The organism is Caballeronia sp. NK8 (assembly GCF_018408855.1).
Lineage (GTDB): Bacteria > Pseudomonadota > Gammaproteobacteria > Burkholderiales > Burkholderiaceae > Caballeronia.
This window is the reverse complement of record NZ_AP024326.1, coordinates 500,397-512,589: the sequence shown is the minus strand read 5'-3', so window position 1 is coordinate 512,589 and position 12,193 is coordinate 500,397. Positions and strand designations below refer to the sequence as shown.

Annotated in this window: 11 protein-coding genes and 1 pseudogene; 5 read left to right on the top strand and 7 right to left on the bottom strand. The window is 62.0% G+C overall.

Annotated features, from left to right (window positions below; genetic code table 11):
• Window positions 1–80: 80 nt before the first annotated feature.
• Window positions 81–533, bottom strand: a complete 453-nt coding sequence (locus NK8_RS35130) for a DUF2934 domain-containing protein (RefSeq protein ID WP_213233290.1) — start codon at window positions 531–533, stop codon at window positions 81–83.
• Between the two features lie 517 nt (window positions 534–1,050).
• Between NK8_RS35130 and NK8_RS35125 the strand changes: the two are divergent.
• A pseudogene (locus NK8_RS35125) lies at window positions 1,051–1,575 on the top strand (hypothetical protein); the annotation flags it as partial.
• 163 nt (window positions 1,576–1,738) lie between these two features.
• Here NK8_RS35125 and NK8_RS35120 read toward each other — a convergent pair.
• The 4 genes from NK8_RS35120 to NK8_RS35105 all read right to left on the bottom strand — a co-directional run bounded on the left by NK8_RS35120 (window position 1,739) and on the right by NK8_RS35105 (window position 5,425).
• Window positions 1,739–2,629 carry an NAD(P)-dependent oxidoreductase gene (locus NK8_RS35120; protein ID WP_213234010.1) on the bottom strand — a complete coding sequence of 297 codons (891 nt, stop codon included), beginning with the start codon at window positions 2,627–2,629 and terminating at the stop codon, window positions 1,739–1,741.
• Window positions 2,629–2,940, bottom strand: a complete 312-nt coding sequence (locus tag NK8_RS35115; RefSeq protein ID WP_213233289.1) for a putative quinol monooxygenase — start codon at window positions 2,938–2,940, stop codon at window positions 2,629–2,631. The genes NK8_RS35120 and NK8_RS35115 overlap by 1 nt, the downstream gene beginning before the upstream one ends.
• A 37-nt stretch (window positions 2,941–2,977) precedes the next feature.
• On the bottom strand, window positions 2,978–4,336 hold the full coding sequence (locus tag NK8_RS35110) for an NAD(P)H-dependent oxidoreductase (protein WP_187606724.1): 1,359 nt from the start codon (window positions 4,334–4,336) through the stop codon (window positions 2,978–2,980).
• A gap of 180 nt (window positions 4,337–4,516) precedes the next feature.
• Window positions 4,517–5,425 carry a LysR substrate-binding domain-containing protein gene (locus tag NK8_RS35105; RefSeq protein ID WP_213233979.1) on the bottom strand — a complete coding sequence of 303 codons (909 nt, stop codon included), beginning with the start codon at window positions 5,423–5,425 and terminating at the stop codon, window positions 4,517–4,519.
• A 193-nt stretch (window positions 5,426–5,618) separates the two neighbouring features.
• On the opposite strand from NK8_RS35105, the gene NK8_RS35100 reads away from it, so the two are divergent.
• From NK8_RS35100 to NK8_RS35085, 4 genes are all read left to right on the top strand, one after another.
• Window positions 5,619–6,647: a TRAP transporter substrate-binding protein gene (locus NK8_RS35100; protein WP_187606722.1), complete on the top strand. Its 1,029-nt coding sequence runs from the start codon at window positions 5,619–5,621 to the stop codon at window positions 6,645–6,647.
• Entirely contained in the window at window positions 6,644–8,533 is a 1,890-nt protein-coding gene (locus NK8_RS35095; protein WP_213233978.1) for a TRAP transporter large permease subunit, read from the top strand. Before NK8_RS35100 ends, NK8_RS35095 begins: the two co-directional genes overlap by 4 nt.
• Window positions 8,534–8,995: 462 nt before the next feature.
• Window positions 8,996–9,454: an SgcJ/EcaC family oxidoreductase gene (locus NK8_RS43840; protein WP_225936630.1), complete on the top strand. Its 459-nt coding sequence runs from the start codon at window positions 8,996–8,998 to the stop codon at window positions 9,452–9,454.
• A 449-nt stretch (window positions 9,455–9,903) separates the two neighbouring features.
• Window positions 9,904–10,185, top strand: coding sequence for a hypothetical protein (locus NK8_RS35085; RefSeq protein WP_213233976.1), 282 nt, complete (start codon window positions 9,904–9,906; stop codon window positions 10,183–10,185).
• Window positions 10,186–10,441: 256 nt separating this feature from the next.
• Here the strand turns inward: NK8_RS35085 and NK8_RS35080 are convergent, their stop codons facing one another.
• Window positions 10,442–11,347 (bottom strand): cobalamin-dependent protein, encoded by a 906-nt coding sequence (locus NK8_RS35080; protein WP_225936619.1) that lies wholly within the window; start codon window positions 11,345–11,347, stop codon window positions 10,442–10,444.
• 315 nt (window positions 11,348–11,662) lie between these two features.
• Window positions 11,663–11,923: a DUF4148 domain-containing protein gene (locus tag NK8_RS35075; protein ID WP_301549925.1), complete on the bottom strand. Its 261-nt coding sequence runs from the start codon at window positions 11,921–11,923 to the stop codon at window positions 11,663–11,665.
• Window positions 11,924–12,193: the final 270 nt, after the last annotated feature.

Below are 12,193 nucleotides of genomic sequence, written 5' to 3'. Positions count from 1 at the left end.
ATGACCGTCCGGGTGATGTCGTCACATGCTTTATCCGTTGTACGTTCCGTACACACCGGATTTTCCCCGGCAGGCGGGAATCACTGGGCCTGGAACTCAACAAGCCGACGCCAGTATTCATCCTGTCGCCCTTCGGGACTTCCTTCTTGCTGCCACAGGACGTAGGCCCGCTCCCGAAGATGCTCGTCGAGAGCGCGATGCCAGTATTCTTCGGCGTGCCCATCAGGTCGTCCTTCTTTCTCCCAAAGCAAATAAGCACGTTGCCGGACGGCCTGCTCTAGACCTTGTCTAGTTTCCGAATTACCCTGCAGGTCATCGCCGTACGGCGCCATCTGGCCGCCACGACCCGTGTGCATCCTGGCCGTGAGGGTACCGAGTTCAGGGTCCGGCACAAGCCGCCCGTGCGCCGCGGCTTCCAGCGCCTTGGCCTTGTATCCGGAATCGTCAGCGCTGCCCGACTCGCTTAGCGTAATCGGGTAGGTATGCAGCACATTACCGCTGCCATCCATCACGTCAACCAGTCGCTCGGTCATGATTGTCTCCCTTATGTTTGTCCGTTTGATGTAGGGGTGGTGGCCGGTTCCTCTGGCTCATCACCGGACCTGCCTGCCTCCAAAGGCGCCCCGCCGGCGGTTTGAAGTGTGTATGATGCGCCGCGCTGGCGCGCGTTTTTTGAGTAAGTGGGCCAAGCCGTTGCACCCACGCGCGACGAAACCGCTGACCGTGCACTACTCACAAAACATGACGACAAACCATACACTGCCACCCGGGGAAATGTCCGAAGAACGGTCTTTCCAGCTTCTCGTGGCATGCGTCAGGGATTGCGCAATTTTCGTGCTCGACCTGGGCGGTTTCATCAAAAGGTCGGCTTTCGAATGGTCACGGTGCACCGTGAAGTATTCGCGATCCGTAGGCCACAGCCATCAGCGAGTCGTCAATTGCAAACGACGCACCAACGCTGTTCTCCCTACTATTGGCAGAATTGGTATCACTCGAAAAACCGTACATACCGCCTACTGAACGCCCTTAAATGATGACGGCGTTAGCAAGGACATCGGTCGCGAGTTGCGCACGTTCGATCCGAAGCGCGTCGCGTTCTATGCATCTGGTCGCGCATCGCTTGAAACGCCGTACATGTACCAGCTTTTCGAACGCATGTACGGCACCAACAATCTGCCCGACAGCTCGAACATGTGTCACGAGAGCACGAGCGTCGGACTGAACGAAGCGATCGGCGTGGGCGTTGGCACGGTGAGACTCGAAGACTTCGAGAAGACCGATCTCTTGTTCTTCTTCGGCCAGAACGTCGGCACCAATAGTCCGCGCATGCTGCATCCGCTACAGGAAGCCAGAACGCGCGGCGTGCGATCATCACGTTCAATCGATTGCGTGAGCCGAGGTTGTTAAAGTTCAGCAATCCGCAATCGCCGGTCGGTGAGCATTACCGAGAAGCCGGAACTCGCGCCGCTCGACAAGCTCGCAAGCCAGTTCGGATTCGCGCCGCCTCGCGACAAAGGCATGAACATCGTCGAGACCTTCGAGGCAATGCTCGAAGGCACGGTCAGCGCGGTCATCACGGGCCTTCGGCTTCGGCGGAAAGCTGTATAGCCACCTCGACGGAGGCTCTTGGGTATTCCGAGGCCGAGCGGGCCTGGCGGAATGCGTACTCGAAGAGGCACCGGCGATGCGAATGCGAAAAAAAATCGTGAGAAAAAGCCGCGATGCATTCGGCACTCCGTCACGACACCGGCAAGCCATTGCGCCTGCGTAATTCGCGGATCAAAGCGCTGTGATCCAACTCACCGTCGCCGTGTTCGACCATGTCGGTGAAGAGGCCGTCGACGAGCCCCAGCACCGGCAACTCCAGCCCCACGCTTTGCGCAAAGCCGAGCGCCGTCTTCGTATCCTTGATTTGATACTTGGCCGGGCCGCCCGGCTCGAAATCCCGCGCGATCATGCGTGCAGCATGCTGCCGCAGGATCGTCGAGTCGGCGAATCCGCCGAGCAGCGCCGCGCGGACCTGCGCGGGATCGGCGCCGCCGCGTTCCGCGAGCAGCATCGCTTCGGCGACGGTGGCGATCGTGCTCGCGACCATCATCTGGTTGACGAGCTTCGCGAGCTGGCCCGTGCCCGCCGGGCCGATGTGCGTCGGACGGCCCATCGTCTGTAGCACGCCGCGCGCGCGTTCGAATACTTCCGCGTCGCCGCCCGCCATGATCGCGAGCGTGCCGTCCTGCGCGCCTTTCTCGCCGCCGGACACGGGCGCGTCGAGATAGCCGATGCCGCGTTCCGCTGCGGCCTGCGCATGGCGCTGCGCGGTATCGACAGGAATCGAGCTCATCACGATCAGCACGCTGCCCGCACGCATTCTGGCGACGATCCCGTCGTCGCCGAGCAGGATGTCGTCGCACGCGGAGCCCGAGCTCAGCATGCAGATGACGACATCCGCATCGCGTGCAGTTTCGCTTGCGTGACCGACCACCTCGATGCCCGCCGACGTGAGCGGCGCCGCCTTGTCCGGGGTGCGGTTCCACGCCGCGACCCGGTAGCCGGCGCCGACGATGCGCCGCGCCATCGGCGAACCCATGATGCCCGTGCCGATGAAGCCTACTGCGAGGCCGGCGCGCATCATGCGAACTCGCGCCGGCCGAAACGCACCGGGCGCTCCGTCACGATCAGCGCCGGAAAGCCGGCACGAAAGCGGTCGAGGTGCGGCGTCCGCAAATGCGCATCGAACGCGGCGCGATCGTCGTAGACCTCGTAGAACATGACGCGCTCCGGCGTTTCCTCCATCTGCACGATGTCGAACTGCCGGCAACCGGGCTCGTCGGCGAGCGAGTGCCGCGCGTCGTCGCGTGCGAGCGCGAGGAAGTCGCGAACACACTCGGCCTTCACTTCGAACTCCGCGACGACCACGAAGGCTTGCGTTGCGCTATCCATGCTGGAATGCTCCATCCGATGCCATGACGTGTGTCCTTCACGCTGCCTTTGCGGGCTTGCCGAGCGCACTTTGCTCCATCTCGCGACGCAGCGCGACCACATCGAGATCGCGTTCGAGCTCGACATCCTCGAAGCGTACGATGGTGTCCTTGGCGACGGGGCGCTTGAGCCTGACGTTATGCGCGAGCCCGATCGGCAAGCCGCCGATCGCAAGGCTCTTCGATGCCGGGATCGCATTGGCCCAGACCGCGTAGCCGCCCTCGCCGTCGAGCATCTCGCCGGGCTTGAGGTCGCGCTTGGCGGTCGCCACGGCGTCGCCGCGGAATTCCTTCGACGAACCCGTCGCCTCGCCGCGAAGCACGGCCGACAGCACGCTCACACTGGTTTCGAGACCGATCATGTGGAACGGGCGCCACATCGAGCCGTACCAGCCGGTCGGATCGACGAGCAGGCCGTACTGTTTGAAGCACGCACGCGCGTATTCGTTTGGCGCCTTGAACGTGACGAACACGCCGTAGCGGATGTTGTTGAACACTTCACGGCCGTCCGGTTCCTGGCTCGCGGCGATGTCCACGAGACCACTGCGCGAAAGGCGTCCGCCATCTTCCGCCGGCCGGAAGACGCGCGCCAGATCATGCAGGCCGGCAGGAGGGAAGGCGAGGCCATTATCCGGGCAATCGAGGCCCGTGCCGTTCGCGACCGCCGCCATTTCGATTGCGGCTTTGGTGCCGTCGGTGAACGAGTTGTACATCTTCGGGTTGAAGTCGCCCTTGGCCACTTCTTCCTCGGTCCAGCCGAAGAAGCCCCATACCGTGTCCGGTGTCGAATAGCGATAGCGCGGCTCGAAATTCATGCCCTTGCCGGCCGAGGTCAGCTCGAAGCCGCAAGAGCGCACCCAGTCCACCAGTTCGCAGATGATCGCGGGCTGGTCGCCGTATGCCATGCTGTAGACGAGACCGCGCTCGCGAGCGCGGGCGGCGAGCAGCGGGCCGCACATCGCGTCGGCCTCGACGTTGACCATCACCACATGCTTGTTGCCTTCGATCGCGGCGAGTGCGTGACGCACACCGGCGATCGGATGGCCCGTCGCCTCGATGATGCATTCGATCTCATCGCAGGCGGCGAGTGCGGCGGCATCGTCGAGAACACAGGTGGCGCCGGTCTTCATGGCATCGGCGAGCGTGCGCGCGCCATATTGCTCGGCCGACCAGCCGACTCGCGCGAGCGATGCGCGTGCCTTGCCGACATCGAGATCGGCGACGCCCACCACGTGCAGCCCTTCGATATGACGTGCCTGCGACAGCACCATCGAGCCGAACTTGCCGGCGCCGATCAGGCCGACGCGTACGGGGCGCCCGGAAGCGTTGCGTGCCTGGAGCAGACTGGAGAGATTCATTTGCAATCCTTTGTGGTCGAGACTATGGATCGTGGCCGCGAGCGCGGCGCGCGGTGAGTGGCCGGGGAGGCGTGATCGAAGGCATGACAGCGGTGCGCCTTACTTGCGAGCAAGTGTAGTCAGGGGGTTCAGCCAGAACAATTAACATTTCCGAGGCGATTTGTTAGCCAGGCTTCAACGTCAGCGGGCGGCGGCAAGCTGAGAAGCGGCTTGCCAGGCGGCACGCTCGGCGCGCAGCCAATCGAGGAACAGGATCACTTTCTTCTTGTGCAGATGCTCGAACGGACAGACGATCCACTGCGTCGTCAGCCGGATCTCCGGAGGCTCGCGCACAGGGCAGATCAACGTGCCGTCGCGCAGCTCGCGCCACATCATGAGCGTGCTTTCTAGGGCGATGCCCATGCCGTCGACGGCGGCATCGATCGCCATATGGCTGCGGTCGAAGAGCACGCGCTGCCCCGGATCGAGCGGGTCTGCGTGCGCCACCGAGAACCAGTGCGGCCACTGGACCTGCGACTTGATCGAATAGATGAGCCGATGACGCCGCAAGTCGGCGGCATCGAGACTCGACGGTGCGCAGTACGCGGGCGAGCAGACCGGCAGGAACGATTCCTCGGTCAGCGGCTCGACATACAAGCCCGGCCATTGCCCGGTGCCGTGACGGATCTCGATATCGACGGATTCCTGTGCGAAGTCGGTCATTTCATTGGTGCCGTTAAGACGCACTTCGAGATCGGGATGACCGTCGAGGAACGAGCGCAGGCGCGGCAGGAGAAACTTGGTGGACAGCGTTGGCGTCGCGCGCACGGTCAGGAGCGTGACGGAGCGCAACCCGCGTATACGCTGAGTCGCGTCGGCGATGCGGTCGATCTCTTCTGAAATCATCGCGAAGTAGCGCTCGCCTGCTTCGGTCAATGCCACACCACGTCCGACCTTCGTCATCAACGCCGTGCCCAGATGTGTCTCCAGAGACTGGATTTGCTGGCTGACGGCCGATGGTGTGACGTTCAGTTCCGCGGCCGCGCGAGAGATGCTCCCCGAACTCGCCGCAGCATGAAAAACACTGATGGCCCGCAATGGCAGATACATGATCACCCTTTAGATTGGCTACACCTTTGCGCAAAATAATTGAATTGTCCTTCACCAACAAGCCTCTTATATTTTGCACACGCAGGACCGGCGGCGCCTCGACAAGAGTCGAACAAGTGTCACCACGTGCCCGCGACGCCATGCAGACAAGCGGCGCGTGAACACGGAAGTTCATATAACAGGAGACAGCATCATGAGCACGTCGAACTCGCCGCGACGCATTTCGCGACGCGCGGTGTTGAAGGCTGCGGCAGCCCTTCCGCTGGTAACGATATGGACCCGGCCCGCACGCGCCGCCGAATTCACCTACAAGCTCGCCACCGGGCAATCCCTTAATCAGCCGATCAATACGCGTCTCAAGGAAGCCATCGACCGCATACGCGAGGCGAGCAGCGGCAGGCTCGAGATCCGCTTCTTCCCCGCATCGCAACTCGGCTCGGACACCGACCTGCTATCGCAGACGCGCTCGGGCGCTGTCGAGTTCCTCAACATCTCGGGCTCGGTGGCGTCGACGGTGATCCCGCTCGCGGCCATCACCAATCTCGGCTTCGCGTTCTCGGACTACGATCAGGTCTGGCGCGGCGTCGATGGCGATCTCGGCAAGATCATTCGCGCGCAGATCGACAAGAGCGGGTTCGTGTCGGTTTCGAAGGCGGCGGACAACGGCTTCCGGCAGATCACGTCCACCACGAAACCCATCAAGGCGCCCGACGACTTGCGCGGTTACCGCATTCGCGTGCCGGTCTCGCCGATGTTCACGTCGCTCTTCCAGACGCTTGGGGCGAACCCTACGTCGATCAACTTCAACGAGCTCTACACCGCGTTGCAGACGCATCTCGTGGATGGCCAGGAAAACGGCCTCGTCACGATCGAAGCGGGCAAGCTCTATGAAGTACAAAAGTACGTGGCCGAGACCAATCACATCTGGGATCCGTTCTGGCTGCTCGGCAACCCGCGTGCATTCAACGCTCTGCCCGACGATCTCAAGACGATCGTGAGGCGCGAATTCGACCGTGCGAGCGTCGAGCAGCGTGCGGATGTCGCGCGCTTGAACACGTCGCTGAAGTCGCAGCTCTCCGGTAAAGGCCTGACCTTCGTTCCTGCGGACAGGGACGCGTTTCGCGCAGCGCTCACGAAATCCGGCTTCTATGCGCAGTGGCGCGACAAGTTCGGCGCCGGTCCCTGGAGCGCCCTCGAAGCGGTAACGGGGAAAATATCATGAGCGCGGCACACAACCTCGAGGTACCCGGGCCGTCGCTCGTACGCAATCATCACGGCGAGACCGGCATTGAACGCTGGTTGCGCCGCGGCATCGAAGTGCTCGCCGCAGCCGCGGTCGTCGGCGAGGTTGCTCTGCTGTTCGTCGGCATCGTGGCGCGTGCGGTGTTTCATCAACCGCTTATCTGGTCGGACGAACTCGCGTCCATCCTGTTCCTGTGGCTCGCAATGCTGGGCAGTGCGCTCGCGGTGCAGCGTTCATGTCACATGCGGTTGACCTTCTTCGTATCGCACATGACGCCGCGCGCACAGGAGTGGGCCGAGACACTGGCGGTCGCTGCGGCGGCGGCTTTCTTCGCGCTCGTGATGCATCCCGCGTTCGACTATGTGCAGGATCAGGCATTCGTCGAAACACCGGCACTCGGCTGGTCGGGCTCGGTGAGAGCACTGGCGATTCCATTCGGCTGCGCGGCGGCATTGATCAGTTGCGGCCTGCGTCTTGCACGGCATGACCGGCGGCATATCCTCGGTGCGCTGGCGCTCATCCTGCTGATCGCGCTCGGCTGCTATCTCGCCAAGACGCCATTGACGAGCATGGGGCAGGGCGCGCTGCTCGTGTTCTTTGTCGGCGTGCTCGGCACGGCGGTGATGGCGGGCGTGCCGATCGCCTTCGCGTTCTCGCTCGCGACGAGCGCCTACTTACTGACGACCACGTCGACGCCGCTCAGCGTCGTGGTCGGACGCATGGACGAAGGCATGAGCACGCTGATCCTGCTTGCCGTGCCGATGTTCGTGCTGCTCGGGCAACTCGTGCATGTGACGGGCGTGGCGCGCGTGATGGTCGCGTTTCTCGCTTCGCTGCTCGGTCATGTTCGGGGCGGCATGTCGTATGTGCTGCTCGGGGCGATGCTGCTGATCTCGGGTATCTCCGGATCGAAGACGGCCGACATGGCGGCGGTTGCGCCCGTGCTTTTCCCCGAGATGCGCAAGCGCGGGATGAAGGACGGCGAGCTGGTATCACTGCTCGCGGCATCCGGTGCGATGAGCGAAACGATTCCGCCGTCGCTCGTGCTGATCGCGATCGCGTCGGTGACAGGCATTTCGATCGCGGCGCTCTTTACCGCGGGCATTCTGCCTGCGATCGTACTTGCTCTCGTGCTCGGCGTCGTCGCATGGTGGCGTGCGGGACGCGACGAAAAAACGGACGCGAGCCGCGCGGGCGCGGTGAGGGCGCCGTGGTCGCAAGTGCGCCGCACGTTTGTCATCGCGCTGCCGGCGCTACTGCTGCCGTTTCTGATTCGCAGCGCGGTTGTCGAGGGCATCGCGACGGCGACGGAAGTATCGACGATCGGCATCGCGTATTCGCTCGTGATCGGCCTTCTGATCTATCGCGGCGGCCTCAAGTGGAAAGCGATCATGCCGATGCTGCTGCAGACGGCGGCATTGTCCGGCGCGATTCTGTTCATCGTCGGCGCGGCGAGTGCGATGGGCTGGGCGCTGACGCAGTCCGGCTTCTCGCACGACCTTGCGAATATGATGACGAGAGTCCCGGGCGGTGCCGCCGGCTTCATGCTGGTATCGATCGTTGCGTTCATTGTGCTCGGCAGCGTGCTGGAGGGCATTCCGGCGATCGTTCTGTTTGGGCCGCTGCTGTTTCCGGTCGCACATCAGCTTGGTATCCATGAGGTGCACTATGCGATGGTCGTCGTGCTCGCGATGGGACTCGGCGTCTTCGCGCCGCCGTTCGGCTTGTGTTATTACGCGGCGTGCATCATCGGGGAGGTATCGCCGGAAGCGGGGCTCAGGCGGATCTGGATCTATCTGGGCATGCTGCTTCTCGGGCTGATTGCAATTGCCTTTATTCCCTCGATTTCGACGGCTTTCCTCTGAATCTATGGACCGCACTTGCCAGTCGCGAAGGTGCGGTTTCACATTTTGAGAGCAGCGCCCGGTGGCGTGAGACGTTCTCAAAGCCGCACGGTGCTGTCCGTTTCGCGCGCGGCTTCCGCCCCCCCTGGAGCTGCCGGCGCTTAGGCACTCCGACGCCGCGGCTGATGGCTGGCGTCTTTAACTTCGAAACGCCGCAGTCTGCCCGTTGAGGCTACGAAATGTGGGCGAACACACGACGAAAAGCGAATGGCTGAGATCAATGCATCACGTGGGCACCGCGGCAAGAATAGCGCACAATATCGATCATTCTCGTTGTGGTCACCGGTGCCGTTCGACCGCTGACCAGCGCTTCGGTGGCGTACCGGATTCAATCAAGGGGGAAATGTGACACGCCTACAAAAGTGGTCAACATCCTTGATCGTAGTTGCGCCGATCAGTTTCAGTGTTGGCTGCTCTCTTAATATGGGGGTGCCAACCACAGATAAACTGCAGGACGAAGCGGCGATAAAACAAGTGGTTTCTGAGATGACTCAGGGCTTCAACAGCCACGACGCGGAGGCAGCCACCCGAATGTACACCGACGATGCCGACTTCGTCAGTGTCCGCGGCGAGGTGGCAAAGGGAAGGGCCGAGATCCGAAAGGGGCTGGCTGGCATTCTGAGCACAAGGGCAAGGAATGCATCACTCGATACTCAAGTTGTAACGATCCGGTTTGTTCGACAAGACGTTGCTCTCGTGCAGGTTATCAACGAGTTGAGCGGGCTCGTAAATTCCGAGGGACAAACGCTGCCCGCGCATCGGGAGATAAGCCTTCGAGTATTAGTGAAGGAGCCCGGGGGCTGGCGGGTTGCCGCTTTCCAAAATACTCTAGCGAGACCGTTTGAGCCTAGCTCGACGTTGAGGGGTGCTTCCGCGCCGTGACAGACGAAACGCAGTTGTCAAAGAGGCTGTTACAACACCTGGAATAGGCCTGGCCCGAGACTCGACGATAATTGGATTGCTGACAGCCCTACCTGATCCGTTTCGTGGAGTAGGCATGCTAGAGGCCTTGTCTTAATTTCCATAAATCAATGGTAATTCGGGGCGGATGGGAGATTAGCCTCCTATCGTTCGTCCGATGGCAATGCGCCGAGGTCAAGGAGCCGGCCATCGGTTTCGGCCACAAGCAGTACCGAGGCGTCCGGAAACCCTGTCGTTTGAAGGTCGCTCAATCATCCTTGAGCGGTCGTTGAGAAAAATGGCGCTTGCGTAAGGGGACGTAAAAGCACGATACGTTACCAACGAAATCGGCCATGCTGTCGGCTTGGCGGCCCTGCGTGAGGGTGTCGTAATCGCGGCTCGACAAGCCGACATAGGCATGGCTGTTAAAGATGCGATTGCTCGACGAGAACTGCCCGTTTTTCAGATTGAAGCCGCTCTCCAGCGCGAAGATGGACTTTAACCCCGCATTGAGGTCTTGCTACTTCATCGCCGTGCGTGGCTTGACTAATGTTTTGCAGTGCGTGATGTATGACGAGCTAGGGGCGATTGACGATACTACCGTGCTGGAGCCGACCTCGATCGAGCGGTGCAATGGGATGCTTGTCAACGCGTGCGTCGCGTTCGAGTTTCTTTGCGGCACCTTGCCCGGCGCGATTACGGCGAAGGCTTAGGCGGCGCTTGCCAAGTTCGGCGTCCACTGGCGCCCATTCGAGGCAGCAGACTGCCCCCGTCGGAGGATGATGACGGATAGAAGGACAGGACATTTAAGAAGGATCGGCCGCCGAGGTTTCGGGCCTGTCCCGTAAGCTCGTCGCGCGAGACTCTCTAAACCTGCTCGATCGCCGCGCACAGGTTGCTGCCTTCTTCCGCAAAGCGGTGTTTCGTTCGACACGCGGCGGCCGAACGACGACCGTTGGTTATGGCCGATTATGGTATAGGCAGTTGCCGCCAATTCGCTACGGTCTCATCGACCATGGTCAAACTTATGACCGGATGCACGCGGTCCTCAAACTTGCGGCGCAGCGCCGGGCTGCTTCCACCGACCCAAATGTGCACATGCGGAGGCAGCAGATTGCGCAGATCGGTCAAGCCGTTCGCGACGGACTGCGTGGGCAGCGTCGCGGTGAAAGAGAGCGCGACGATATCGACCCGATGCGCCGCCACGGCGCCGACGATATCATGCAGCGGCGTCTGCAGCCCCAGCTGGATGCACTCACATTCGGAAAGCATGAACATCGCCTCGGCCATCAGGATTCCAAGACCGTGGCCCTCACCGGACAGCGTCGTGAGCAGCACGCGGGGCCGGCCGCCGCGCCCGCGAAGCGCATCGGACAGAGGGCGCATCAGCGTGCGCAACGTGGTCTGGAGCGCCTCGCTGAACAGATGCTCGTGGTACACCTGCAGGGTACCTGCGGCCCAGGCGTTTCCGACCCGTGCCGACAGCGGCGCCGCTACGTCCAGGACAAAACGCTCGAGACCGTCGCGCGCGGCGCGCTTCAACAGTTCAAAGCGAAACTCCTCATAGGCACTCGCGCGCAATAACGAAATCAGACGATCAAGTTCGGCGTCCGGCACGTCCTGCCCGATCCCGGAGGTCTCGGCGAGCTGCTGGAGCGCTTCGAGCGACTGTGCGAGCACCTTACTCGGACGATGACCTGCGTCGAGCAGACGCGTGACGAGCCGCAGCTTCGACACCTGCTCCTGTGGATATAGCCGCTCGCCGCTGGGAGCGCGCATCGGCTGCGGAAAGCCGTAGCGGCGCTCCCAGACGCGCAAGGTGTCCTTCGTCACACCGATTTCCTGCGCGATCGCCCCGATACCGATTCCTGTCACGCCCGCCGCCGGAGCGCGCGCCAATCTGGGATCTGACGCGGTAGTGTTGTTAGCGCCCTGGTCCGAATCGTAGGCCTGCTCTGTCGAATTTGTCATATCCCAGTGGACCAGATGTCGTAAGAAAAATAGACGAGCGCTTCCGGGTTGCGGCAGCTTTTATCATAGACAAAATCCAAGGCTGACGGTCGCTTTCCTGGCGCCCGCGGGGGATGAGTCGGCGTGGGAAAACCAAAGAGCAGGCCGGGAGCAGTGCAACATAGCGCGTCACGCCGCCATGCTACCCTCGAAGGAGGAGCGGAGCGGCTCCCGGGCCTTTCACCTTGGAGATGGCTTGCACTCGGTTTCAAACCAATGGTCGACCAGACGCTGCGCCGCGTGCAGATCTGCTGGGTAGTTTGGGTCGTCGTGCCACGGCGACGGGTTGTAGCCCGCTTTACTGAGGGCCGAAAGCTCGCTTCGGTGCTGTGACCTCGTCTTAGGTGCGTTGCTTTTGGTCGCGGTCAGGTCGCGGCACTCCGTTTCGCTCAGATGTCGTCCGCTTTTTGGTGCGCTGGCGGCGGGATATCCGATCAGCAGGAGCGCGAACGCGGCAAGCGCCGTGCAGATTTTCCATAGCGCATCTCCGGTGCGTCTGAGTCCGCAACGCAAGCGGCGAGATGCCGCCGGTCGCGCGCGTCTTCCGCGTATATTTTGCCTTATTCCGTCATCGGGAGAGGTGCACTCCGGCATCTTCGATACGATCTCTCGGGTCATTCTCGACGACGAGGCATTTTCCCGGATCTCCCAACTTGGTCGAGGGCACGCTGAAGGAGGACGAGGCACTGCTTCCTTCGGGTGAGGCCGGAA